Source organism: Paraburkholderia sp. EG286B, assembly GCF_040965655.1.
In the GTDB taxonomy this organism is placed as follows: Bacteria; Pseudomonadota; Gammaproteobacteria; order Burkholderiales; family Burkholderiaceae; genus Paraburkholderia.
This window is the reverse complement of record NZ_JBFRCF010000004.1, coordinates 547,832-571,118: the sequence shown is the minus strand read 5'-3', so window position 1 is coordinate 571,118 and position 23,287 is coordinate 547,832. Positions and strand designations below refer to the sequence as shown.

The 23,287-nt window shown below is 60.4% G+C and carries 23 protein-coding genes and 1 pseudogene; 9 read left to right on the top strand and 15 right to left on the bottom strand.

Features of this window, described 5'->3' with window-relative positions; genetic code table 11:
- The coding region (locus tag AB4Y42_RS11530) for an SDR family NAD(P)-dependent oxidoreductase (protein WP_368694216.1) at window positions 1–303 on the bottom strand (303 nt) is incomplete at its 3' end.
- 127 nt (window positions 304–430) lie between these two features.
- Here AB4Y42_RS11530 and AB4Y42_RS11525 point away from each other — a divergent pair.
- Complete coding sequence (locus tag AB4Y42_RS11525; RefSeq protein WP_368694215.1) at window positions 431–1,045, top strand: TetR/AcrR family transcriptional regulator; 615 nt, start codon at window positions 431–433, stop codon at window positions 1,043–1,045.
- Between the two features lie 520 nt (window positions 1,046–1,565).
- Here the strand turns inward: AB4Y42_RS11525 and AB4Y42_RS11520 are convergent.
- The gene (locus AB4Y42_RS11520) at window positions 1,566–1,817 is read right to left on the bottom strand and encodes a hypothetical protein (RefSeq protein WP_368694214.1); all 252 of its coding nucleotides are present in this window, start codon (window positions 1,815–1,817) and stop codon (window positions 1,566–1,568) included.
- A gap of 588 nt (window positions 1,818–2,405) precedes the next feature.
- Between AB4Y42_RS11520 and AB4Y42_RS11515 the strand changes: the two genes are divergently transcribed.
- Window positions 2,406–3,569, top strand: coding sequence for a hypothetical protein (locus AB4Y42_RS11515; protein WP_368694213.1), 1,164 nt, complete (start codon window positions 2,406–2,408; stop codon window positions 3,567–3,569).
- A 23-nt stretch (window positions 3,570–3,592) separates the two neighbouring features.
- Window positions 3,593–5,266, top strand: coding sequence for a hypothetical protein (locus tag AB4Y42_RS11510; protein ID WP_368694212.1), 1,674 nt, complete (start codon window positions 3,593–3,595; stop codon window positions 5,264–5,266).
- A 315-nt stretch (window positions 5,267–5,581) separates the two neighbouring features.
- On the opposite strand, the gene AB4Y42_RS11505 is transcribed toward AB4Y42_RS11510, so the two are convergent.
- Complete coding sequence (locus AB4Y42_RS11505) at window positions 5,582–5,992, bottom strand: hypothetical protein (RefSeq protein WP_368694211.1); 411 nt, start codon at window positions 5,990–5,992, stop codon at window positions 5,582–5,584.
- 218 nt (window positions 5,993–6,210) lie between these two features.
- Here AB4Y42_RS11505 and AB4Y42_RS11500 point away from each other — a divergent pair, with 218 nt between their 5' ends.
- A complete protein-coding gene (locus AB4Y42_RS11500) occupies window positions 6,211–8,574 on the top strand; it encodes a PAS domain S-box protein (protein WP_368694210.1) in 2,364 nt (787 codons plus the stop codon).
- 375 nt (window positions 8,575–8,949) lie between these two features.
- Here the strand turns inward: AB4Y42_RS11500 and phoU are convergent, their stop codons facing one another.
- Entirely contained in the window at window positions 8,950–9,657 is a 708-nt protein-coding gene (gene phoU, locus AB4Y42_RS11495) for a phosphate signaling complex protein PhoU (RefSeq protein WP_368694209.1), read from the bottom strand.
- A 66-nt stretch (window positions 9,658–9,723) separates the two neighbouring features.
- Here phoU and AB4Y42_RS11490 point away from each other — a divergent pair, with 66 nt between their 5' ends.
- Window positions 9,724–10,128, top strand: coding sequence for a hypothetical protein (locus AB4Y42_RS11490; protein ID WP_368694208.1), 405 nt, complete (start codon window positions 9,724–9,726; stop codon window positions 10,126–10,128).
- 188 nt (window positions 10,129–10,316) lie between these two features.
- Here the strand turns inward: AB4Y42_RS11490 and AB4Y42_RS11485 are convergent, their stop codons facing one another.
- Entirely contained in the window at window positions 10,317–10,979 is a 663-nt protein-coding gene (locus tag AB4Y42_RS11485) for a winged helix-turn-helix domain-containing protein (RefSeq protein WP_368694207.1), read from the bottom strand.
- Between the two features lie 182 nt (window positions 10,980–11,161).
- Here AB4Y42_RS11485 and AB4Y42_RS11480 point away from each other — a divergent pair, with 182 nt between their 5' ends.
- A complete protein-coding gene (locus tag AB4Y42_RS11480; protein ID WP_368694206.1) occupies window positions 11,162–11,602 on the top strand; it encodes a hypothetical protein in 441 nt (146 codons plus the stop codon).
- 67 nt (window positions 11,603–11,669) lie between these two features.
- On the opposite strand, the gene AB4Y42_RS11475 is transcribed toward AB4Y42_RS11480, so the two are convergent.
- Window positions 11,670–12,059, bottom strand: a complete 390-nt coding sequence (locus tag AB4Y42_RS11475; RefSeq protein ID WP_368694205.1) for an NUDIX hydrolase — start codon at window positions 12,057–12,059, stop codon at window positions 11,670–11,672.
- 177 nt (window positions 12,060–12,236) lie between these two features.
- Here AB4Y42_RS11475 and AB4Y42_RS11470 point away from each other — a divergent pair, with 177 nt between their 5' ends.
- The gene (locus tag AB4Y42_RS11470) at window positions 12,237–12,584 is read left to right on the top strand and encodes a hypothetical protein (protein WP_368694204.1); all 348 of its coding nucleotides are present in this window, start codon (window positions 12,237–12,239) and stop codon (window positions 12,582–12,584) included.
- A gap of 311 nt (window positions 12,585–12,895) precedes the next feature.
- Here AB4Y42_RS11470 and AB4Y42_RS11465 read toward each other — a convergent pair whose 3' ends face one another.
- From AB4Y42_RS11465 to AB4Y42_RS11455, 3 genes are all read right to left on the bottom strand, one after another.
- On the bottom strand, window positions 12,896–13,174 hold the full coding sequence (locus tag AB4Y42_RS11465; protein WP_368694203.1) for a hypothetical protein: 279 nt from the start codon (window positions 13,172–13,174) through the stop codon (window positions 12,896–12,898).
- A 373-nt stretch (window positions 13,175–13,547) separates the two neighbouring features.
- Window positions 13,548–13,745 carry a hypothetical protein gene (locus AB4Y42_RS11460; RefSeq protein WP_368694202.1) on the bottom strand — a complete coding sequence of 66 codons (198 nt, stop codon included), beginning with the start codon at window positions 13,743–13,745 and terminating at the stop codon, window positions 13,548–13,550.
- An 85-nt stretch (window positions 13,746–13,830) separates the two neighbouring features.
- Complete coding sequence (locus tag AB4Y42_RS11455; RefSeq protein ID WP_368694201.1) at window positions 13,831–14,367, bottom strand: phasin family protein; 537 nt, start codon at window positions 14,365–14,367, stop codon at window positions 13,831–13,833.
- A 645-nt stretch (window positions 14,368–15,012) separates the two neighbouring features.
- Here AB4Y42_RS11455 and AB4Y42_RS11450 point away from each other — a divergent pair.
- Window positions 15,013–15,637 (top strand): annotated as a pseudogene (locus AB4Y42_RS11450) (tyrosine-type recombinase/integrase).
- A 347-nt stretch (window positions 15,638–15,984) separates the two neighbouring features.
- Here the strand turns inward: AB4Y42_RS11450 and AB4Y42_RS11445 are convergent.
- The 6 genes from AB4Y42_RS11445 to AB4Y42_RS11420 all read right to left on the bottom strand — a co-directional run bounded on the left by AB4Y42_RS11445 (window position 15,985) and on the right by AB4Y42_RS11420 (window position 21,776).
- Window positions 15,985–17,028 carry a LysR substrate-binding domain-containing protein gene (locus AB4Y42_RS11445; protein WP_368694200.1) on the bottom strand — a complete coding sequence of 348 codons (1,044 nt, stop codon included), beginning with the start codon at window positions 17,026–17,028 and terminating at the stop codon, window positions 15,985–15,987.
- Window positions 17,029–17,169: 141 nt separating this feature from the next.
- Complete coding sequence (locus tag AB4Y42_RS11440; RefSeq protein WP_368694199.1) at window positions 17,170–17,847, bottom strand: isochorismatase family protein; 678 nt, start codon at window positions 17,845–17,847, stop codon at window positions 17,170–17,172.
- 29 nt (window positions 17,848–17,876) lie between these two features.
- Window positions 17,877–19,106, bottom strand: coding sequence for an MFS transporter (locus tag AB4Y42_RS11435; RefSeq protein ID WP_368694198.1), 1,230 nt, complete (start codon window positions 19,104–19,106; stop codon window positions 17,877–17,879).
- A 148-nt stretch (window positions 19,107–19,254) separates the two neighbouring features.
- Window positions 19,255–20,013: an SDR family NAD(P)-dependent oxidoreductase gene (locus AB4Y42_RS11430; RefSeq protein ID WP_368694197.1), complete on the bottom strand. Its 759-nt coding sequence runs from the start codon at window positions 20,011–20,013 to the stop codon at window positions 19,255–19,257.
- Between the two features lie 28 nt (window positions 20,014–20,041).
- Complete coding sequence (locus AB4Y42_RS11425; protein WP_368694196.1) at window positions 20,042–20,788, bottom strand: carboxymuconolactone decarboxylase family protein; 747 nt, start codon at window positions 20,786–20,788, stop codon at window positions 20,042–20,044.
- Between the two features lie 88 nt (window positions 20,789–20,876).
- Window positions 20,877–21,776 (bottom strand): aldo/keto reductase, encoded by a 900-nt coding sequence (locus tag AB4Y42_RS11420; RefSeq protein WP_368694195.1) that lies wholly within the window; start codon window positions 21,774–21,776, stop codon window positions 20,877–20,879.
- A 101-nt stretch (window positions 21,777–21,877) separates the two neighbouring features.
- On the opposite strand from AB4Y42_RS11420, the gene AB4Y42_RS11415 reads away from it, so the two are divergent.
- The gene (locus AB4Y42_RS11415; RefSeq protein WP_368694194.1) at window positions 21,878–22,771 is read left to right on the top strand and encodes a LysR family transcriptional regulator; all 894 of its coding nucleotides are present in this window, start codon (window positions 21,878–21,880) and stop codon (window positions 22,769–22,771) included.
- Window positions 22,772–23,287 lie beyond the last annotated feature (516 nt).

Here is a 23,287-nt window from a genome sequence, read left to right as displayed (position 1 = left end):
GATCACCCGCTGCTTACCTGGGACCATTCCGGCATTGAGCAGCAGAAAATCAATCGGCTGACCTCGCTTTTCGAGCTCGGCGAGGGCGGATTGAACGCTGGTCGGCTCGTCCAGCTCCAGCTCCAGCGGCGAAAATACCTGTTTCTTGGTCTGAGCCGCGAGCTGAGCGGCGGTTTCTTGAACCCGGGCCAAGCTGCGCCCGGTGATGAAGACTTGGCGGTAGCCGTTGGTGGCGAGCAAGCGGGCTGCCTCATAACCGACCCCTGAGGTGGTGCCGGTGACGAGCGCGATTGAATGTTCCACGGGCGTCTCCGTGTTAAAGGGTGATGGTCGAGTCATAAGGCCCAGCAACGCCAACATCAGTTTGATAATTTAGAACTATTCGGTTATAAATTGGCGTGAAGGGAACTGTCAAGGAGTTTTGAACTAAATGATTCAAAATACCGCTAGGCCAGTAGGTCGACCGCGCAGCTTCGACGAAACGGGGGCGCTGGAAAAGGCGATTCAGGTGTTCTGGTCGAAAGGCTACGACGGAGTGACGATTGACGATCTCGTCACCGGGATGGGTGTGGGACGGCCGAGCCTGTATGCCGTCTTTGGGGACAAGCGGGCGATATTCTTGCGCGTCCTCAAGGCGTACGCAGAACGGAAGGGCGCATCGGCCGCCAAGGCACTCCTCTCACCACAGGGTCTTCGCGACTCGATCTTGGGCTTTCTGAGGTACGCCGTCGAAAGTGCGACCGAGAAAGGGTCTGCCCGAGGCTGCCTTATGATATGCGTCGCCCCGCTCGTAAACGACGCTGAGGTTCAGCAATTCCTGCAGAGTGCGGTCGCGGGCGGCGCGGCGCTGGTGGAACGTCGTTTTCGGGACGGGATCAGTGCCGGAGAAATCCCACCTGACTTTCCCGTCGCCGCGCGCGCAACCCAAGTCACGGATTTAGCGCGTGGGCTAACCATGCGTGCGCAGATGGGCGCGCCGCGCAAGATGCTCCTCAAAGATGCTGAGGAAGCGACCGACCTAGTTCTCCTGCCTGGGCGCGCCTGACGGGTTATCGGAATCCTTAAATGCCAAAGGGCGTCGAGGCCATGGCAACTGACATGAGTTGAGGGCTAGGAGCCAATTGTGCGTTGGATTGCGGCGCCTTCGTTCGTGCCGGAGGCGAGTGTTCGAAACTGTGCGAGCAGACGCTAGGATCTTTTGCAGCATCGCCTCGCGCGCAGTGATCGGGCCTCGGCGTCGAAAGCGCTTCATTGATCAAACTGGTAACTGCCGCTCAGCTCGATCGCCTGGTGGGCAGCCGGTCCAGAACGTTGAATAGCCGTCAACATACGGCGGCGAGCGTCGGAAGGCCCGGCAGAACTGCTGTCTCTAAACGGTGGTCTGGATGACCGGACCGCTCCGCAAGCTGCCCTTGGGCCGCGACTGCACGACCGGCTGCTGTGGGTCGGCTTCGGCCGACGGCGTCGGGCAGGAGTCGGCCCAGTAGCGGTCACTTGTTCATCCCACAAAGGCATCATTTTGAGGGCAGGCTTACATCTCAAGCCAGCCAGACAGCCTCGCAACATCACTTGAATGTTGTTCGACCATCCAGGCATTGCTCATCCGTCGTGCCGTGGCTTGAAGCAACACCACAGCGTGCGATCTGCGTGAAATCTTTATCGTAGATACGGCAAATTACGACGATGCGTGACTGTGATGGGCTATCCTGCTCGTCGATCACTGTCATACCGACCGCTACGCGCAGTTCATTCCAAACCGGAAGAGGCGCATAGATAAGCAATTGTCCCACCAGCACTTTCATGAGAATCACGAACATGCCGCCTCGTGACGTTGCGATGTCACAAGAAGTCGAGCAGAAGCGCCCGATGGCTGCTTACGCTGATCAAAAACCGCCCCAAACAATATCTGGTCACTGGTTTGCGACTCATCTACTTACGTTTCGCAAGACTAGCCGGTTCAAGCGCCCCGAAAAAATGCATTAAGCATAATCCTGAGGACTTGAGAAAAAGAAACGCGTCAAATGTTCGCTTCCCCACGTACTGCGCGATGCAACGGCCATATTTTCTGGAGAAGTACCTGCCGTGCTTCCCCTTCGATAAATTCAGTAGACCAAACGAATAAGCCGACTCGCTCAAGGCTGCTATTGGAGCAGGTGCTTCGCAACCGACTACGGCGCGCTGCCCCTTCGGACTTCCGGGCCAACAACTAGCTGGTCGTGGCTTTGCCGGAGGAGGCACGTCGTTAATCGTGCTGTCGCTGATGATTCCGTTCGTGGCTATGGCTGTCTCTTGCCTTCAAGGCTTCGCATGGGGCGGCCCGGCCAATCGCATCGAACGCACGACGCGGCGCCCAATGGCGCAGAAGGGTTACGAATTGAAAGCAGGCTACAACCAGGAGAGCGTCAATGAACCTATCGTTGGTTTCGGTCCTCGCCTTCGTGACCTTCAACCTGCCGGTCGCTGTTTTCCTGTTCACCGTGCCTTTCAGTGCGAGCCTCGGCGATGTGCTTAAGGAAAAGGCCCCCGACGGAAGCGCGACCGATGCCACCAGTTACAGCCGGGTCACCGGCGCCCTCGGCGCGATCGTCGTCACGTCGTTCTTCTGGGCTACGGGAAACGTGGTGCTTAACCTGGCTCTCGGTGACAAGGCTGACGACATCGCGTCCCTGCTGAAGGCCGTGTGGGTCTTCTTTCTCATTGGGTCGGCACTATTCCTGCCCTACGCGTTCAATCAGCTGAAGACGATCTTTCCGTTGGGGGCAACTGCGGCTGCGGCGCTCGCCCAGGCCAATGCCGGTGCCGCGCTGGCACAACCTCAGGCTGTGCAACCAGGGGGCCCGGCTCCGGCGAGTCTCGTTATCGCCAATCTTTCCACGGTCACGAGCAGCCAACTTACCGCGGCTTTGGATGCGATCCAGATTCAGATCAACCGCGATTTCGGTCGCGAATGGGGCATCACCACGAAACTGTCCTCTCAACAGGTGACGCTTCCGCTGTCGGCGGACCAGATCGACGCCTCGCACGATGCGATTATCTACCTGGGCAACGAGGCGCAAGACCCTTATGGTGGCGTCGATGACCTGCTCGGCTACCACGCCAGCAACTCCCCTGGTGTTCCGTACGGTTTCGTCTACCTGGACGCGTGCGCTCTGCGCAAGCAGGACTGGTCGGTGACCCTGTCGCACGAGATCCTGGAATTGCTGGTCGACCCGCAAACCACAGGGCGCGCCCCCGGGCCTGATCCCACAAACCTCGCTGGCCCGGACGCCCTATTCGAAATGGAAGTGTGCGACCCCACCGAGACGGACACCTACACGATCGGCACGGTGAGCGTCTCGAATTTCGTCACCAAACGCTACTTCGGACTGAACGGCGAATCAACGGCGACCAACTTCTGCCGCCTGCCGCTCTCACCGTTCAGTGCGCGACCGGGCGGCTACGCGCAGTACCACAACAAGCAGGGGCTCCAGGTCGTGAATGGCGGCAGCGTGTCGCAGGGGCAACTCGCAGCACGCGCGTTGATGGGTATGGGGCGCCGTAGCGGACGGCGCTCGACGACGCCGGCGTGAGTCAAAAGATTGAGGAACTTCTCATGAAGAAACGATTTGTGCTCCTCGTAATGGCGATCGGGGCAGCCGTCGCGGGCTGCGCCCCCAGCATCAAGGTGACGAGGCTGGATCCGACTGCCGCCGCGCCGAAGGGCGTGCCATGGAACCTCCCCATGACGCAGTACACCCTGACCATCACCCGGCAGGTGCTCGATTGCACGAAGACCATGGATGTCAAAGTCACGGTCGCGGTTGCTCAGGGCAAGGCGCTCGATCCGAAGAATCAATACGTCCTGTACTCGGACGGCATCTGGGCCACGAGCGACATCACGGCGGGCCTGGGTGCCGACGGTGTTAGCACAAGCCTGAATGCTCAGTCTGCGGATCAGACCGGCGCCGTGATTACCGGGCTGGTCACCACGGCGGCGCAGATTGCCGCGAGGGTCGTTGAAGGGGCCGGGCTCGCTGCAAAGCCTTATTTCGATTGCAAGCCCGAGGTGCGTGCGGCGCTGGACAAGCTCAACATCCATACAGGAACCGGGAAGCCCAAGTCGCCCTCCCTCAGCGACGTTGTCGACGCCGACAATCAGGCGGTCACCAATGCGACTACCCGTGTGACCCAGCTCGTCACGGCCATGCAGACCGACCCGGCGCAAAAGGATGCCCTGAAGATCGCCGCCAGTGACCTCATCACCAAGACAGCCACGCAAACCAAGGATCAGGCCGACCTGACCTCGAACCTGAAGATCGTACAGAACGTGCAGACCGTCGTATGGCCGCTGAGCGGTGACGTGCTTAAAACTGACAACGCCTTCCCGATGGACGGGGCGGTCGCGCAGAATTGGGTGGACTGGTACGTCGACACGCCGAAGGGGCCAGCGGCGTTCAAAGGTCAGCAACCTATCAAGGTGGATACCTCCACCGTTTCGGTGGCTCTCTACAGGCCGGCGGACACTCAAGGCAACTGGACCACTACGCCTCCTCCAGCTACCGGTGACATCACGGTTGGCGTGCCGGTGCGAGTGGCGGGACTGGGGCGTCTGATGGTGTGCACCGGAGCCCCTTGCCCTGCAACCCTCACCCCCGGCCAGGTGCTCGACAAGACCCAGAGCCTGCCAGTCCAGCCCGACGCTCGGGTACTGCAGGTCGGGCAGATGTACGTCGTTCCCATGACCGGGCGCACATTCAAATCCGAGTTGGCCGCGATCAGCCTCGACACCAACGGTAACCCGACTTCGATCGAGATCGCCGAAAAGACGGCTGTAGCCGCTGCGGCGGTGGGACAGACCGCGAGCACTGCGACGCAGATCGCGGGAATGCCCCCACAGATCGCGCAGGCCAAGCTCGCGGCAACGCAGGCCCAAACGGCGCAGGTCAATGCTGAAATCGCACTGACCCAGGCAAGGGCGACCGCGACAACCGCGACCGCCACGGCGAAAGACACGGCCCAGACGGCCTTCGCCACCGCCCAGGCCAACCTCGCCACCGCCAAAGCCAATGCGCTGGCCGCTGGCCCGACCGGCCAACTGGCCCTGGTCAACGCTCAGAACAATCTTGCCGCGGCTCAGGCGGTGGCCAAAGGAAACGCGCTCGATCCCGAAGAACAAACCAACATCGCGATGACCAACATGCAAACGACACTCCTGACGGCACAGGCGAGCGGACTAAACGCCCAGCTGGCCATCGCAAAAGCCAAGCAGGCGCTCGGCAGCCCTTAGGAAATCTCCGGGGCATGAGCGGGCTTTCGCCAGCGTTTCACGTCTGCTTCCCTGAGTATCCGTACTCCGGAGATCGTGACCAAGAAATTCGGCGATGCCTGATCGCTGATCACGGGTTAGATTGCCTTGCGGGCCGATGTGTTTGTCGCCTTGCCCGGCTCGTCGAACTGCAGGTTCGGGGAAGTGGCATTTTCGGCCACGAACGGCCAGCGGGATGCTGTCTTCGATTGGCAGCTCATGATCGCGACGCGGCCATTCCCCTTCACACGCAGAGCGGTTCATTCATTAGCTAACGTGTAGACAGTCGGCGACCGCTTACCGGGCAACGCGCAAGGCGCGCTTAAGCACTCGCAGTGCGAGTCGCTCCATCAGGAGCTCACGCGCGACCACGTAGGTGTCGAAGGCGGCAGGATTCCTGGTGTCCTCCGGCCGAAGCCGTTGCTTGATCGCACACCGGTGCAGATACATCGTAATCAACGCGTCCCACATGTTTTCGAGCAGTCGGGAACCTTCCATGGCGTCAAGACCAGCACGCTCCAAGGATTGCACCCGGCAAGCCTGATCAACTAGGCGCCATGTTGCCGCATTGATATGGTCATTCGCTTTGTGCACCCAAGCCTGATCGACCGACCAGGGGATCTCTTCTCCGGTGACGAGCCACCCATGCACACGATGAGCGCGAAACAATTCGTGGGTGTCAGCGTATTGCCCCGCGGACGCTCTCATTCGACTGCCGGCGACGCAGCAGAGTGCCTTGGAGACGCATCGACAGAATGCGCAAGCCTTGGCGCGGTCGGCAGACTGAGTGCGAGCCTGCCGACCGCACGGCCCGGACGGCATTCGACACCAACAGATCTTGTAGCCTGTGCTGGCCTGAGAATTGCTGCTGACACTGCCACGCCCTGGCAGCCGCGCCCGGCTCAGACGCCAACACACACGAACATATGAACGACGCTCCCTTTCCGTCCGAGGATTTCGGCTTCGCCTGGCTCCGACTGTGGGCTGGCTCGACCGAAGATTACTCGATCTTCGCCGTCTCGCCTGACGGCACGATCCTGACGTGGAACCCGGGCGGTGAACGCATTCAGGGCTATCGACCCGAAGAAATCATCGGACGGCCGTTTTCCCTTTTTTACCCCGAGGCTGAACGCACCTCCGGTGCACCTGCAGCGGCGCTCCGCGCCGCGCTGGATGCCGGGCGTCATGTCTCCGAGGGTTGGCGGGTGCGAAAGGACGGCACCACGTTCTGGGCGCATGTGGTCATGACAGCGCTACGCGACGGCAAAGGCAAATTCGTCGGTTTCGGCAAGGTGGTCCAGGACATGAGTGACAAGAAGGCCGCTCACGAGGCTGTACTTGCAAGCGAGCGGAGTTTCCGACTTCTGGTTCAGGGCGTCAGTGATTACGCCATCTTCATGCTCTCGCCCGATGGGCACATCACGAGCTGGAACTCCGGCGCCCGGCGGATCAAGGGGTATACCGAAAAGGAGATCATCGGTTCGCACTTTTCCCGGTTTTACACACCCGAAGACGTCGCAGCTGGTGTGCCCTTCAGGGGCCTCGAGACGGCGAGACGCGAGGGACGCTTTGAGGCGGAGGGCTGGCGCGTTCGGCGGGACGGAAGCCACTTCTGGGCGCACGTTGTGATCGATGCCATCAGGGAAGATGGCGAGCTTGTCGGATTCGCCAAGATCACGCGGGATGTTACCGAACGACGGCGCGCAGCCGAAGTGCTGGAGCAGACGCAAAAGGCCTTGTTCCAGGCGCAGAAAATGGAGGCCCTGGGAAAACTTACAGGCGGGGTGGCACACGATTTCAACAACGTGCTGCAGGTTTTGCGTGGCAATCTGGAGCTGCTCGAAAGCCGGTATGGCCGTGACGCCTGGGCCGCCGCTCGGCTTGGCAACGCTGTCGACGCGGTGGAACGCGGTGCGAAACTCGCTTCACAGCTACTAGCGTTTGGCCGTCAGCAGCCTCTGGCACCCATCGTCATCAACCCGGCACGCCGACTCCACGCGATGGATGAACTCCTGCGCCGGGCCCTGGGGGAGACGATCGAGATCGAGTCCGTGGTCACGGGCGGGCTCTGGAACGTCATGGTCGACCCCCACCAGTTCGAAAACGTGATCCTCAACCTGGCGATCAATGCGCGCGATGCGATGCCACACGGTGGCAAGCTCACGCTTGAACTCTCGAATGCAACGCTCGACGACGAGTATGTGTCTACACTTCCCGACGTTGCCGCTGGACAGTATGTGATGCTCGCCGTCACAGACAATGGGACAGGTATGAGCCTGGAAGTAATGGAGCGGGCATTTGACCCGTTCTTCAGCACCAAGCCGGAAGGTCGTGGTACAGGGCTTGGCCTGAGCATGGCTTACGGCTTCGTCAAGCAGAGTGGAGGCCATATCCGGCTCTACAGCGAGATCGGCCACGGAACGTCCGTCAGGATCTATCTGCCCCGCTCTACCGAAACGGCGGTGGAAATCAATCCGGGCAGCACGGGGGAAGTGAAGCACGGGAGCGAGACTGTCCTTGTCGTGGAAGACGATCCGAAGGTTCAGTCGACAGTCGTCGAACTTCTTGCTGGTCTTGGTTATGCGGTGCTCAAGGCGAGCAATGCAGAGCAGGCGCTGGCCGTCGTCGCGAGCGGCATCCATATTGATCTGCTCTTTACGGACGTGGTGATGCCAGGTGCGTTGCGCAGCACGGAAATGGCCCGGAGGGCGGTCCGGATGGCGCCCGGGCTGAAGGTACTCTATACGTCGGGCTACACCCATAACGCGATCGTCCATGGTGGCCGGCTCGACCCTGGTGTGGAACTGCTGAGCAAGCCGTACAGCCGTCATCAGCTCGCTGCTAAAGTGCGGCAGGTCCTTGGGAGCAGCGACAGCGAAACACCGGAAAATGAGGCGGACAGCCTTGTCCACGACGCACCCCGGGGAGAATGGAACCCGGAAGGGACGCGCGTACTTGTTGTCGAAGACGATGTTGCGTCGCTGGACGCTACCTGCGAGCTGCTGGCGTTGATCGGAGTCGAGCCCGAACGCGCGGCAAGCGCGGCGGCGGCGCTTGATGCGCTCACGACGGACCGATTTGATGTTCTGATCACCGACGTTGTCATGCCCCACATTTCCGGGTTCGAATTGGCCCAACGCGCATTCGCTATCCGTCCGGGAATCGGGATCATTTTCGCTTCGGGAAATCCTGTTCCCGAGAATCGCACTTTTGCGTTCAAGTGGACCGCGTTACGCAAGCCCTATACGCTTGATCAGCTCCGCGTCGCCCTGCAGACCGCTGTCAGCTGATGCGCTTTCCCACGAGGCCAGGAGATTGCTTTGCCAGCTATCAACAAGTGGCTCACGCAGCGGCAAGCTGAGTGCTGAGTCGAGAGAAAAAGAAGCGTACGTCTGTTACCCGCCACGGTCGCCCACCAAAGCTGTTTCCGTCTCGTTAGCTCGCGCCGGCAATTGCTGCCCGAACGAATGGCCGAGGTACATTCGAGATGAGTCGTTGGCACCAACGTGCATCGGAGGACCGCTTCGGGTCGACTCCCGCCGAACGCACCACTCGGAAGTCTTGCCATGAAGCACAAAGCGGACATTAGCCGACGGTACCCTCGGGTCCCGGATGCGTAGCGACACGACGCCTATTTCCGCGCGCCGCACACGCAACCGTCGCTCTCAGTCATCCAGGGCCTCGCGCTCAAGCCGGTCGCGCGAAATATGGCGAACATCCTTGCCCTTGACAACATAAATGACGAGCTCTGCCAGGTTCTTCGCATGGTCACCAATCCGTTCGATGGCCGACGCAATGGACACGTAGTCAAGCGCAGAAGAGATGATGCGGGGATTCTCTGCCATGTATCCTGGCAGCTTGCGCACAAATGCACGGTACTCCTCATCGATTGCCTCATCCTCACGCATGATCCGCGCCGCCTCAACCGTGTCGAGCCGCGCGAATGCAGCGAGCGCGTTATGGAAGATGGTTCCCGCCATCTGACCGGATGACCGGATTTCCGCGATATTCATGTTCCTGCCCGCAGTGTCATTCGCGATACGGCTCGCCCGCTTTGCGATCTTGCGTGCTTCATCGCCTGCGCGCTCGAGATTGCTGATCCCTTTGGAGAAGGCCAACAGTCGACGCAGGTCGGTCGCGATGGGCTGGCGCCGCGCGATGACGTTGCTGCACTCAGCATCGATCTCGACTTCCATCGCATTGAGTCGATGCTCCGCATTAATCACCTTCTCGACCAGATCCATGTCGAAGCGGCTGAGCGCTTCCATCGCATCGGTCAATTGGGACTCAACCAGCCCACCCATCTCGAAAAATCTCGACGACAGGTGTTCCAGGTCAGCATCGAACTGGCTGGAAATGTGCTTGTCTGGCATAGAAAACTCCTCCCTTACCAATTTGACGATAAACTGTTTGTACGGTTTGTCAAACCTGAAAAACCCATGAAAACACAGGCTACCAGGGACAGAAGCGGCAAGCGGCCACATGCTTCGCCGGGCGAAGGCACCAGCGAGGCCGTGGCCAGCGGTAAGACTGCGAAGTCTCCACAGGCGGCGCCGAAGCCACAGAGCCGAAAGACCACGCCTGCTGACGACGCTCCCCGACACCGCAGGGAACATGTCAAACAGGACAAGGTCGTACGCGACACCTTCACGATGCCCAGGGACGATTACGAACAGCTCACGATACTCAAGCAGCGGTGCCTCGATGCGGGCGTGTCCGTGAAAAAGAGCGAGCTCATCCGCGCAGGGCTGCTTCTGCTGGCATCTGAGCCGACGAAACGCCTGCTCGCTGCCGTCAAGGCGGTGGAACCAGTCAAGACGGGCCGGCCACCGAAATCGAAGTGAGCCGCGTGCGTGGCCTGCGAGTGAGTCCCGCTCGATATTTCCGCAGGCTGCGGGGGCACAGCAGGAACGGTAACGATTTACGCGTCAAATGTAACGGCGCGGCCACGCGCAACACTGGTCATGCAAGTTCTCGAGTTTGATGCTGCGGCGCCTTCACCGGCGCTGTTGCCGGTTATCCCATCCCTGCGTCATATGAGCTTCCTCAGACGATAGCCGACGCCGCGCACCGTCACGATCCGCTCTGCGCCGATCTTCTGCCGCAGGCGATGTACATGGACTTCAATTGCATTGCTGTCGATTTCGTCGTCCGGGCCGTAGACCTTTCCCAGAAGTTCACGATGGGTGAAAACCCGTTCTGGGTCTTCGATGAGCGCCCCGAGCAGACTGAATTCACGGGGCACCAGGTCGAGCGCCTCTCCATACAGCGTCACCTCGTGAGAAGCGTGATTCAGCACAAGACCATCGTGCGCGCAAACTCGCGCTGCCTGCCCGGTTCGACGACGCAACAGCACCCGTACACGCGCTGCGAGTTCATCAAGGTCGAAGGGCTTGATCAGGTAATCATCGACGCCCGCGTCGAGTGCGCCAATACGGCTTTCCACCGCGTCCCAAGCCGTCAGGATGATCACCAGGGCGCGGCCGCCACGTCGCCGGGAATGGTTCAACAGGTCGAGCCCCTCGTCTCCGGACAAACTCAGGTCGAGCACAATCAGGTCGAACGCTCCGTGTCGAAGCGCCAAATCCGCCTCGTGCCGGTCACGCACCCAATCGGTGACATAGCCCGCGCACCGCATCGCCTCTACCACGGGCCAAGCGAGCATCCCGTCGTCCTCCACCAGCAGCAGGCGCATGGTGCGACCTCCCGTGAAACGCCCTCATTGTCGACGCGCATCGCTTAAGCATCCCTTAAGCTCCTGCTGCCGACAATGCGCCGGAATACTGGGCCCCCGTCGTTCATTTGAGCGACCTCCATGTTCCCCGGGGAAAACGCCAGGAACGGGCGGGTTCAGACTTCACGCGCGGAGACCCGGACATGTCCAGCAATACCAAGCCTCGCTCCCTTCGCCAGCCCTCTTCAAGGGCACTTTCGAAAGCACTGCTCCTTCCCATGTCCCAACGCGACGCGTCCAGTCTTGCGCTGCGCACGCGAATCGCTCTAGAGCGACTGCGCAACGGCGAGGCGCGCCGGTCACTGTTCAGTCACATGTCCCAGATCGTTTTCATCACCGGCTACATCACCCGCGCCGGATTCGGCAGGCTCGATATCCACGACATTGACAGCGTCGAGCGAAATCTCGGTGAGGTAGTCGCCGAGGCGGATAGAACGGGAGAATGGAAAATTCCTGAGTCGTTGATCAGTGCACTCACGACCGTGGTGAACGAGTACGATCGCCAGCTCGCCACGACCCGCGTCGAGATCGTCGCCCGAGCCAGCGAACACCTCGAAAGGCACATGATGCTGGCCACAACGTGACGGCCTCGCGCCGATCATCTGGCGCCACACCGTTCAAGCCCAGGATGCCGATGGTTCGCCAGGCTGTCTACGCGGAAGCGAGCCCGGACGCTGTCACCTCATGACTGAACAGCAGGTTGATGATCTCGCGCGTCGGCACGCTGGTGATGAGCGTGGCCACTTTCCCGGGACGAAACCATCGGCATCGCTGGATTTCATTGTTCGGCACGGGTCGCGCCGCTTCAGGCAACACAGAGAAAAAGACGTGATGCCGTTTGTTCAGGCCTCCGAACTGGAACAGGTAGCCCAGTTCCTGGCCCTCAAGCGTCGTTTCTTCGCTGAGTTCGCGCCGGGCCGCATCTGCTGGAGACTCGCCCTGCCGGATCGTGGCGCCGGGCAGCGACCATCTTGCCCGACCGCGTTCGACGAGAAGGACCCTTCCAAGTTGCCAGCACACAACGGTGGCTCGTTCTTTCATGATTCCAGGTTTCGCTGCACGTACTATAGTTCTTAAGACAAATCGAAACGGCGCTCAGGGACGCTGGAGCCACTGACTGGCCGGGCCTTCACCGGTATGGCGAAGCCACGCGTGCGCATCAGTCGGTGGCGAGACGCAGACGCATTGGGCGCACTGTTTTGACGGGGAGAAAAAGTTATGAAAGCCCGTTCGTCGTTCGAAATCTGTGTGCCGCTTGGCATCTTCGTCATCGCCTGCGCACTTTCCGTTCCGACGCTCGTCGTCGCCATTGCCTGGATGTCGATCGGTGTCTGCTGTCTGGGCTACCGCACGCTTGCGGACTTCCCCACTGACGGCGTGCCGCACAGGTGGTGCCATGGGGCGCGTAGTGGCTGTCTGCATTTCTATCATCTCGCATGGTGGCCGTGGTACATGCGCCACGAGCTGCATGATTTTGCCGCGCAGGCAAAAGCCCGGTTCGTCAGGTGCAGGCTGTTGCGCAATCGCAGCGCACCGTCCAGTCACAAAAGCGACGGTAATCCCTGACAGACCATCGTGGCGGCTTCATGAAAAGGATTCGCATCCTCAATTCGCATGGAGCCGCTCAGGTGTGTAGCCCCGATGGTGTTCGTAAAGCCAGTAATGGCACGTCGCGGCGTGGGATGCAAAGTCGTCGCCCCTCGCGTGCAACAACTTCACCCAGTGCAGCACGTACGGGACGGGGATCGAATTTTCGTGCGCACCAAACAGGACTCCCAGCAGGAAGAGGTCCGCCTGCCTGGGCGAGCCAGTCACGAGGACAGCGGGCTCGATATCGCATGGAGGCGTGGCCGTCATTGCGACTGCCCACCGTCCTCTCAATGCACCGGGAACAACGATGCGGCGGCGCCACCAGCGGCGGAGCAGGGGCCGTGCTTCTCAATTCGATCCAGACGGGCGAGCAGATCCTTGGCCTGTTTCTCGATGTGCATGGGCAGCAAGGGCATGGCCAGAATGGCACGGACCCTGTCCCGCCAGTAGCTCAGATTGACCATCGCCCCTGTTTCGATAGCGCGAACGCTGTCGGCCGAGTGCTCGAGATGACTTAGCACGTGCCTGATATGCGCCAGATCCTTTTCCGCAAATTCGTCACTCACGCTAGATTCCCCGTTGTCGTGTCTGGCTTGTTCGTTCCTGTTTGCACTTACCTGCTTCCAGTATTGGTGCCGCCTGGAGGGCAGTTGCACCTTGCAGGCTCCGACGACATTCAGCGCCGTGAACGGCTCTGTTGCCACCATTCATGGTGATCGAGATTGCGTAGCAGGTCAGCACGACGCCGCTCACGGAAGTAGTGCGCAGTCACACCAACCACTGCGATAACAAGCACGATCGTGCCGGCAGTCATACCCAGCCAGGTTATGTCCACGTCAGCCTCCCCAGTGATCCCAGGATCGCCGCCTAAAGCTTCGGGCGGTGCGCATCGTGAATATAGTCCGCTCCGATGACAGGCCATCGGCAACGTGCCTGCGCTCAGCGTGCCCGTGCAATCGCGCGCAGGACAGCGTCGCCTCGCGGGGTCACGCGGGGCATCGGCAGCCCCGCATCGGGTAGCTCAAGCGCAATCAGCTCGAGTTCCCGAAGCGCGCCGAGCTCCAGACGGCCCATCTCCATCCGCTCAGGTGCATCCTTCACCAGCATCAGCGTGGCAAGTTCGTGGGGGCTCAGCATGGCATTCCCTGGCGTTGGGATGTTGAAAAGAAGTCCATTTCCGGCGGCGATCCGCCGGGAAACGACTATCTGGACGTCTGACTGGTTAGCGTGACGGGCTTCGGCGCTTGCGGCCTGTCGCCGACACGCTCTCGCCCGAATCCGCATGCTTGCGCATGCTGTCCTGCAGGGCAGCGGCGGGCTGCGCTGTAACGGCGCAACGCGTATCAGCGGGATCAAGACCGGGCGATTTCACCACGGCGTCGGTGACCTTCAGGCTCGTGGCGATTGCAGCGACTGTCGCTGTCGCGTGCCGGACCGCTTCAACATAGCCATCAAGGAAAAGCCGGTTCAGCGCGGCCGACGTCTGTAGCGTCATGTCCATCATGGCGCTGGTGTGCTCAACGAATTGAGCAGCAAACGGCGGCATCGTGCCGGCCTGATTCCCGGCAAGCGTGTCCGGGCTCTGCGACCGCAGCAAGCTCTCGTGCCTGTTCTGCGCAACCGCGAGAACCGCTGCGTGCATCGAGAGGTTCAACCGCGCAAGTTCGCTGAAACCGGCAACCAGATGGCCGGCCAGAATGGGGAACGCAGCCGTACAGGCTGCAGCTGTGGCAAATGATTGCTTTTCAGGACTGCTCACGAATTGGCTCCAGGTGCTCACCAACAGGCGTAGCCGCTGCCACTGCGGCCGATCGTCGGCATGCCAGCGTGCGCAAACCTTCGCTGCGCGACGCCTCGCCGATCAATCTAGAGGCTTCATTCTAACTTTGTTAAATGTGCGCCATGAATCCGAGTTATCCAGGAGTTTCCCCAATATGTGGGAACAGCCGGACGTGATGACTGGCCACAACGTCGGATCGATGTGCATGCGGAGCACCCTTGCGAAGGCCCGACCCCGGCGTTGCGGGCGCGCCGGTCTCAACCGGTCCACCTGCACGGCGGATCGATCAGGATTCAGCGCCCCTCGTGGCTGAACAGGTCATCAACGATCTTGCGCGCTGCGCTGTAGCCGCCCATGAGCGCGTCGGCCTCTGGTTGGGGGCATCGGCATTTCTGGCGGAGCATCCGTTCAAGATCATGAGGCCGCTGAGGAAGCGCTGCTAACGCAGGATTTCTGCAATAAACCGTGTGCTACCCATGAGGCGCCGCCGCGGATGACCGGATCACTTCGATAGCTGCCGTCGAAGCTCTGGCGGCTCAAGCGGCGGTTCAGGGTCGAGCAGCGACCACTGCTACCACCGCCAGACTGCACACTGGATCTCCCTTCAATTGGAAGGAGATCATCATGGAAACGCAGAATGGTCGCGCCGGCAACCGTGTGCCGTGGAACAAGGGCAAGCTCACCGGTCAGAAGCCGCCGTTGAAGCTTCCGGAAATCTGGGCGATTCACCCGGCTCCAGATGTCTTCGAACATTCGCGAGCTGGCTATGTTCAATCTCGCGATCGATAGCAAACTTCGAGCATGCGATCTGACGCGGCTGCAGGTGCAAGACGTTTGCCAAGGGGCCCACGTCGGATCACAGGCAATGGTAATGCAGCTGAAGACGCAACGACCGGTTCAGTTCGAGATCACGGAGCAGACTCGTCAGAGCCTCGAGGCATGGATTATGGCGCGGGAATTGAAGCCTAGCGACTATCTATTCCCAAGCCGATTGCATGCGTCGCCGCATATGTCGACACGTCAGTATGCCCGAGTGGTTCATCGGTGGATCGCCTCCATCGGACTCGACGATACGGCGTACGGCACCCATACCATGCGCCGCACGAAGGCCTCGCTGATCTACCGGCGGACCAAGTACCTGCGGGCGGTGCAACTGCTGCTCGGACATTCCAAGTTGGAAAGTATAGTGCGCTACCTCGGCATTGAAGTCGACGATGCCCTCGAGATGGCGGAGCAGACAGAAGTTTGATGACACGATGGTCGGCGAGCGGTCGCTTGCCGGCCAATTCGAGTCATCCGATGCCGACACTGAATGGACATTCAGACGGCGAAATTCGGGCCGATAGCAGTCGTCGCCGGAACGGACTTCAGCGACTTTACGCCGGGCGCGAGCGTCGCGGCCGGCAGCGCGCCAAGCCGAGTTCGCCGATAGCAGCAAACGCGGCCTTAGCTACTATATGTCTACCGGCCCAGCGAAAATGATGGAAGTCGCGTGAGAACTCCTGAAGCCGTATGGCGCTCGCTTTGCTTCGATGATTTGATAATGTCCTCCCAAGAGGCGAAGGTGCGCTACGCTTCTTGAAGGAACGCGTTGGCCTACTGGTCGACACTTGATGTTGAACGACGATCGCGATGGCTTCCAGTCAGGCTTGGCGAATGCGCTTCGCGCAAGTCTGTTGAGTATGACCGCCACGACTTGTAGGGCGAGGTAACAGAAGGAACTGGACGCTCTTTTTTGCATGCGAGCGCTGGCGTTGCTGCGAAGAGCTCGGCCGTCCAATCGGCGAACACTCGTGCCTTCGCAGACAGATGTCTGTTCGGGAAAACGATAGAGACCGGCTTGGGTCGCAGTTCAAATCCTTGCAAGACCTCTGCTAACGACCCGTCGCGCAAGTGTGGGGCAACCATAAACAGCATTGGCTGAATCAGCCCGAAGCCCTCGAGGCCGCACTTGACATACGCCTCTGAATCGTTGACCGTGAGAACCCCTTTCATCCTTACCTCGACCGGCTTGCCATCGACGATAACGGTCCATGGCATCGGCTTTGTGCCACCTGCGCTGCGGATGTTAACTGCCTGGTGTCCCAAGAGTTCATCGATGGTTTGCGGTTTGCCGTATCGGCTCAGATAATCGGGTGATGCACATGTGACACGCTTCAACGTCCCGATCCGACGTGCAATCATTGAAGAGTCTTCAAGCGCTCCAGCGCGGATCATGCAGTCGATGCCTTCCTCGACTGGATCAACCGGCCGGTCCGAGATTGCAAGGTCCAAGGAAATTTCCGGATAGCGCGCATGGAAATCCCGCAACGCGGGGATAACGAGATGACGGGCAAGCGAGGTTGGCATATGGACACGCAGCGTCCCGCTCGGGCTGCGGTTCCCAGCGTGGAAGCTGGCGTCCGTCTCCTCAATGTCCTTGATGATGCGCATACAGTGCTCGTAGTACGCGGCGCCCTCCGGCGTGAGCGATAGGCGCCGTGTCGTCCGGTTAATCAGCCGGACCCCAAGTTTGCGCTCAAGATTCTGGATTGACGTCGTCATCGTCGCACGCGGCATTACAAGCTGTTCTGCGGCGCGGGAAAAACTGTTTGCATCGACCACACGGATAAAAACCTGCATTGCCTGGATGCGGTCCATAGTGTTCCTTCTTTTCTGAACAGAGAACGAGGTCTGAGCGCCGGCTCATGAATAGACACTTCTATTCGATCATGAGCGAAACCTAACGCAGGAATGGACCATGAGCATTCACCTCTCATTAGTCTTCGCAAACCATTCGCATCAGCGCATAGAAAGCAGCTGCACCGCAGCCCAGACCTGTTTGCCAGTCGGGCCTTCGAAGTCATTGACCAATCGGGTGACCAGGCCCACTACGGACGTTGGGGTCGACCCGGCGCGTGCCATCATCTCCAGCGCCGCGTCTTCGCCGCCCCGGGACAAGCCACCGCTCGCATCGACAACGTGAAAGACGGTGTAGCCCTCTTCGATCGCATCGAGTACGGATTGCGCTACGACAATCTCCATGGCGAAGCCCGCAATCACGAGCGTCTTCCTTCCCGAGCGCGCAAGCGCCTCGACAGTCCGGCGATCATGGAATGGATTCACCGGCGTTCGCTGGATCGTGTTCTCTGCTGTGGCGAATGGACGTAGTTCCGGTATAAGGACGGGCGGCGCATCATTCTCTGCAACGACACTGAAGGTGCTCGGCATTTGCACAATGGATGCAACCTTCGCCAACGCGCCTGCGGCACGGGAGAGGCTAAACGCCGGCGTCGTCGCGGACTGCGCCACAGTCGAGGCTTGAAGATCAGCAAACAGGACCTGCATGTCGGTCGGATCGAGGCGTGAACCACCAATCGCCGCCGCAAGCGCTGCGGCAGGTGACAATGACAGGCCTGACAATGCCGCTATCGCAGAGCCTGTCGTCATGAATCTGCGCCGGCTCAAACAGGTATTCATGCGTCGAATCTCCTATCGCTCAACATCGCTCAGGTAGCTGCGTTGCCAGCCCCAGCACGCTGCGCGATTCGGCCGATGCCAAAGGCCGCTGCGGTGGCCAGCACCAGAATTGCACCGCTGATGGTGAACTCGGGTACCGCGCCGAGGTTATCGAACGCAATGCCGCCGACGGTGGCGCCCAGCGTAATTGCGATCTGGGCGACCGCCACCATCATTCCCCCGCCGGCTTCCGCGTCGTCGGGCGCGGCGCGCGTCAGCCACGCCCACCAGCCGACCGGTGCCGTAGTGGCCGCGAAGCCCCAGAAAACCAGCAACACCGCCACGATTGCGACTGAGTTGCCAAATGCGGCAAGCGCGAACGCGACTGCCGCCATGATGGCGGGCAGTACGGTAAGCGTGGAGTACAGACGCTGATCGAGAAAACGACCGATAAACAAAGTGCCGAGGAAACCCGAAAGGCCGACGACGAGCAGCATGGTAGAAACCATGCCGAGTCCAAGATGCGTCACCTGCTCAAGAAACGGTCGCATATAGGTGTAGAGGGCAAACTGCCCGGCGAACAACACTCCGACGCTTGCCATACCGAAAAGAACTGGCATCCGTCGTAGCAACGCGATCATCCGCCCGCCATTGTCTTGCCGCACTTGCGCCGGCATCGCAGGCAGCGTGGTCAGCTGCCACAGGAGCGCAACTAGCGCGATAGGCACCATCGAGAAGAATGCGCCTCGCCAGCCAATTACGCCGCCCATCAGGCTTCCGAGCGGCGCCGCGAGCGCCGATGCGAGCGCGGGTCCCACCTGGAGGACGGCCAGCGCCTTGCCAACCGAATTGGCCGGCACCAGCCGCATTGCGATAGCTCCCGACATCGACCAGAAGCCGCCGATTGCAACGCCGACCGCCGCTCTTGCGATCAGCAGGACGGCAAACGAAGGTGCAAGCGCCGCAATCGTGCCTGACACAATCAGCATTGCAGCCAGCCCCAGCAGCACGAAGCGCCGATCGAACCGCGCGGTCAGCTTCGAAATTGACAGACTGGTGAGAACGGCAAACAAACCGGATATTGCGATCGTTTGACCCGCCTGGCCTTCGGTGAGATGGAGATCGGCGGCGATCGGGCTCAGCAGGCTGACCGGCATGAATTCCGATGCGACCAGGGCGAAGCTGCACAGCGACATCGCGTAGACGGCACTCCACGCGGCGGGCGCCGCATCATCGCGACGCTGACGGCTACCGTCCGGCATCGTCGAATTAATGGTCATGTCCAGGTCCTTCAAGGGGCGCAAGCTGCCCCGAGAGTGTTCATCTCGTGGCGCTTGATGTAGTCAACGTGAAGACGCGATCATCACGACCGGAAAGTCGAAGACGAATCGCGTGCGAAGCGGTACGGCTCGTCCGAGGACGGGAGTTTCAAACGGCGGTCAGACCGCCGTCGGCAAGTAAATCGGTGCCGGTGATGTAGGAGGCGTCATCGCTCGCCAGGAACAGGATCACGCGCGCGATCTCTTCCGGCTGGGCCATGCGACCCATCGGTATTTTGGCGTTGACGCTTTTCAGCACTTCGGCGTCCTCCGTCAGATAGCGGTTCATTGGCGTGTCGACGCCGCCCGGATGTACGGAATTCACCCGGATGTTGTCCGGGGCAAATTCGACCGCCGCTGATTTCGTCAACTGACGGACTCCTCCCTTCGATGCGGTATATCCCGGCTTGGTGTTGGGAAAGGCAATGTAGGCTGCGGTCGAACCAACATTGACGATCGAACCGCCGCCTTGGTCCTTGATTGCCGACCGCACCGCCTGCATGCCAAGGTACTGGCTCGTCAGGTTGACTTCGAGGATCTGATGGAAATTGGCCAGAGAGGATTCCGACCAACCGCCCGGGTCGCCCGTGATGCCGGCATTGTTGACCAGAACGTTGATCTTGCCGAAGGTGTCGATCGCATAGCGCACGGCTGCGCTCCACTGCTCTTCAGACGTTGCGTCGAGAACGAAGTGAACAGCGGCTAACCCCGCTGCGGACAAATCCTCGGCCAGCTTGCGGATCTCGTGTTCCTTGTCGCCCGTGATAACGACCTTAGCACCCTCTTTGGCAAACAGCCGCGCGGCAGAGGCGCCGATGCCGGTGCCGGCACCAGAAATAATTGCCACCTTGTCATTGAAACGAGTCATGGTCTTCGCTTCCTTTCCAGGTTGAGGTTCACTTCTTGCCGTCGCGTCTGTCAAACACATCTCTAGCGATCGCAGAGGCGGAGAAAGCGTTGGGCCAGCCGGCGTAGTAGGCAAGGTGACTGATGACTTCCTGCGCCTGCTCGCGCGTCAGACCGCTGTCCATCGCCCGGTTGAGGTGATACGGGATCTGGGCGCTCTGCCCAGCTGAAATCAGCGCGGCTACCGTCACCAGACTACGGTCGCGCGGCTGCAGATCGGGACGGAGCCACAAATCCCTGAACAGTACGTCGGTGGTATCTCGGACCAGCCCGGGGGCGGCTGGCCCGGTCATCTGCTCCACAGCTTTGGCGCGCGCGTCCTCGACCTCTTCGTCCAGAGGAAGCTTGATCACATCAACCGTCGGTAGCTGATCAGCGCCAATGTGGCGCTCGGCGAACACCTGCCTGGCAACGCTTGTTGCGGTCAACGCATTGCCCAACCCTGCGTAGAAGGCCAGATGCGCGATGGTCTCGGACAGCTCAGCTGGCTTGACGCCATTGTCCAGCGCCAGGCGCAGTTGTTCGTCAAGAAGGACGGTCTGATTCCGGGTGATAACGGCGGTTACGGTGATCAGGCTTCGGTCACGCGCCGAAAGCCCCGGGCGATGCCATAGATCCTGAGCGATGGTGTGCTTGATGTAGTGGTCCAACGCCGGCGACACTGCAGCAACGTCGTCGGGGCTAAGATTTCCTGTGCCGAAGGACATGGCGATGGCAAAAGCAGTGGTGGTATTCATGCGATAGGCTCGATGAGAAGGTGTGGATCAACGCGCAAAGGTCAGGCTCTGGTCTGCGCAGAGCGCGTCACGCGGTTCGTGTGTAGCGTCAATCGAATTGTGCGAAGCTATGCGTATCGATGTCCGAAGGATCAGGCCCACCGCGGCCACCGACATTGAGCCCGTCGATGGCGACCATTTGCTCATCGCTCAGATGGAAATCAAATATGTCGATGTTTTCCGCGATTCGGCTTGCCTTGACCGACTTGGGAATGGCGACCACGCCGTGCTGGTGATGCCAGCGGAGGATGACTTGTGCTGCCGTCTTGTTGTTTGCATGGGCCGCCTCCTTGATGACCGGATGGTCGAGGAGGTCCGTTCCGCCGGGGACCGGCGATCCCGGTGTATAGCGATGAATGCCACCGATTGGTGCCCATGCCTCCGTGACAATGCCGAGCGCCTTGTGCTTGACGCAGAGATCCGGCTGAGATAAGTACGGGTGCAGTTCTACCTGATTAACCGCCGGTACGAATCCGGTTCGAGCGATGAGCTCGTCGAGGTGCTCGATCGTGTGATTGCACACGCCGATGGCCCGAACACGACCGTCCGCGAGCAAGCGCTTGGCTGCCTCGAAGGACTGAACCGTTGCGTCAAAATCCCGTGTCGCCCAGTGCAGCAGGTACAGATCCAGATAGTCCAGTCCCAGCCGCGACAGGCTTTTGTCGAATGCGCGAAGGGTTTCGTCGTAGCCATAGTCCCTCAGCCACAACTTGGTCGTGACAAAGATCTCGGAACGTGTAACGCCGCTTTGGCGGATGCCTTCTCCAACCCCGTCTTCATTGTGGTAGGCACTGGCGGTGTCGATAAGCCGATAACCTTCTTCGAACGCGGCGACTACGGCGCCGACCGTCTCGGCGGGCGACGCCTGAAAAACACCCAAGCCTATCGTCGGCATCTGAACGCCGTTATTGAGTGTGACTGCTTCAGGATTGACCGATCGCTTGTTCATAGGGACTGCTCCGGTTGATGTTCCGAGCATCAACTTTACGCATTGCAACTTGCACAGAGAAGCCGCAAAATCCGGGATTCGTTAGTGCATCACATTCAACAATGAGCCGTGAAAACCTTGCCGATCTCAGCGCCTTTGTCACGGTGGCTCGTGAGCGCAGCTTCACCCGCGCGGCGGCACAGCTTGGCTTGTCCCGTTCAGCCCTTAGCCATGCGATGAGCGGGTTGGAGGCGAGGCTGGGCGTGCGGCTTCTTACCCGGACGACCCGAAGCGTCTCGACCACCGAAGCCGGTGCCCGGCTGCTCGCCACGCTGGAGCCGCGGCTGGCCGAAATCGACGCGGAGTTGGAAGAGCTGAGCCAGTTCCGCGAGACGCCTGCGGGCCTCGTTCGCATAAGCGCGACGGACTACGCCATCAACTCGATGTTGTGGCCGAAGCTGGTACCTCTCATGCGGCGCTTTCCGGACGTGCAGATCGAGCTGCACGTCGACTATGGGTTGACGGACATCGTTGCGGAACGGTTCGACGCGGGCGTACGCGCGGGAGATCAGATCGCCAAAGACATGATTGCGGTACTGATTGCCCCGAAAATGACTTTGGCGGTCGTCGGTTCGCCGGAGTACCTGGCCGACCGCCAACGGCCCTTGGTCCCCGATGATCTGCTACAGCATCGGTGCATCAATCTGCGGGTGCCGACGTCCGGAGGGTTGTTCCCTTGGGAGCTGCAGAAGAACGGCCAGACGGTGAGCGTGCGGGTGAATGGGCCTGCCATCTTCAACACCGTTCTTCTTGTGCTGCAGGGCGCTGTCGACGGGCTGGGGCTTGCGCTCCTCCCATTGGACCTGGCGCAACCGCAACTTGACTCAGGTGGCCTTGTGCCGCTACTCGAGGACTGGTGGCAGACGTTTCCCTGTTATCTGTATTACCCCAGTCGCCGCCATGCGTCATCGGCGTTCACGGCCGTGGTCGATGCCCTGCGGTACGGCGGGAGCTGAAGGCGTTGCTCTGACAACGTGTCCGCCTGTCAGCGATCGAGGAAGGGCGTAGAGACAACTCGCGTCGGCGTTATCGGGCCGCGCAAACGATGACTGGATAAAGGCTTTGCCGGGGATACGGAGTCAATTGCTGGCCTCTCACTCGGGCGGCAGGTGAACGCTAATAGCTTCACAAGTGGACCTACCCGATGCGACAGATCTCGCGGGTCCCATACACCACCGGTCACATGTTCAAACGGCAGTTCGGCCCTTGAGACCGGCCGTTCGATGGGCGAGGTGCCGAACGGCTGCTCAGGGTCGGCTTCGGCCTTCCGCATCGGACACGCTTAGCGAGCGTCTGTCAGACGGCGTCAAAGCCGATGTTTGAACGTGCGCGCAATGGCACATGTGCATGTCGCGTCCTAGCCGAACTAGGGCCGCCTCTACCGTGTTTCCCTGATATTCGCGATGAATCGAAAAAAATGCCCGCACAGGGCGGGCGCAATTCCTTTGGAGACCGAGGGCCACTGGGATACC

Excerpts from the sequence above, each read along its gene's own strand:
- AB4Y42_RS11525 (WP_368694215.1), top strand. The coding sequence starts at position 431 with ATGATTCAAAATACCGCTAGGCCAGTAGGTCGACCGCGCAGCTTCGAC.
- AB4Y42_RS11520 (WP_368694214.1), bottom strand. The coding sequence starts at position 1,817 with ATGTTCGTGATTCTCATGAAAGTGCTGGTGGGACAATTGCTTATCTAT.
- AB4Y42_RS11515 (WP_368694213.1), top strand. The coding sequence starts at position 2,406 with ATGAACCTATCGTTGGTTTCGGTCCTCGCCTTCGTGACCTTCAACCTG.
- AB4Y42_RS11510 (WP_368694212.1), top strand. The coding sequence starts at position 3,593 with ATGAAGAAACGATTTGTGCTCCTCGTAATGGCGATCGGGGCAGCCGTC.
- AB4Y42_RS11505 (WP_368694211.1), bottom strand. The coding sequence starts at position 5,992 with ATGAGAGCGTCCGCGGGGCAATACGCTGACACCCACGAATTGTTTCGC.
- AB4Y42_RS11500 (WP_368694210.1), top strand. The coding sequence starts at position 6,211 with ATGAACGACGCTCCCTTTCCGTCCGAGGATTTCGGCTTCGCCTGGCTC.
- phoU (WP_368694209.1), bottom strand. The coding sequence starts at position 9,657 with ATGCCAGACAAGCACATTTCCAGCCAGTTCGATGCTGACCTGGAACAC.
- AB4Y42_RS11490 (WP_368694208.1), top strand. The coding sequence starts at position 9,724 with ATGAAAACACAGGCTACCAGGGACAGAAGCGGCAAGCGGCCACATGCT.
- AB4Y42_RS11485 (WP_368694207.1), bottom strand. The coding sequence starts at position 10,979 with ATGCGCCTGCTGCTGGTGGAGGACGACGGGATGCTCGCTTGGCCCGTG.
- AB4Y42_RS11480 (WP_368694206.1), top strand. The coding sequence starts at position 11,162 with ATGTCCAGCAATACCAAGCCTCGCTCCCTTCGCCAGCCCTCTTCAAGG.
- AB4Y42_RS11475 (WP_368694205.1), bottom strand. The coding sequence starts at position 12,059 with ATGAAAGAACGAGCCACCGTTGTGTGCTGGCAACTTGGAAGGGTCCTT.
- AB4Y42_RS11470 (WP_368694204.1), top strand. The coding sequence starts at position 12,237 with ATGAAAGCCCGTTCGTCGTTCGAAATCTGTGTGCCGCTTGGCATCTTC.
- AB4Y42_RS11460 (WP_368694202.1), bottom strand. The coding sequence starts at position 13,745 with ATGCTGAGCCCCCACGAACTTGCCACGCTGATGCTGGTGAAGGATGCA.
- AB4Y42_RS11445 (WP_368694200.1), bottom strand. The coding sequence starts at position 17,028 with ATGGACCGCATCCAGGCAATGCAGGTTTTTATCCGTGTGGTCGATGCA.
- AB4Y42_RS11440 (WP_368694199.1), bottom strand. The coding sequence starts at position 17,847 with ATGAATACCTGTTTGAGCCGGCGCAGATTCATGACGACAGGCTCTGCG.
- AB4Y42_RS11435 (WP_368694198.1), bottom strand. The coding sequence starts at position 19,106 with ATGACCATTAATTCGACGATGCCGGACGGTAGCCGTCAGCGTCGCGAT.
- AB4Y42_RS11430 (WP_368694197.1), bottom strand. The coding sequence starts at position 20,013 with ATGACTCGTTTCAATGACAAGGTGGCAATTATTTCTGGTGCCGGCACC.
- AB4Y42_RS11425 (WP_368694196.1), bottom strand. The coding sequence starts at position 20,788 with ATGAATACCACCACTGCTTTTGCCATCGCCATGTCCTTCGGCACAGGA.
- AB4Y42_RS11420 (WP_368694195.1), bottom strand. The coding sequence starts at position 21,776 with ATGAACAAGCGATCGGTCAATCCTGAAGCAGTCACACTCAATAACGGC.
- AB4Y42_RS11415 (WP_368694194.1), top strand. The coding sequence starts at position 21,878 with ATGAGCCGTGAAAACCTTGCCGATCTCAGCGCCTTTGTCACGGTGGCT.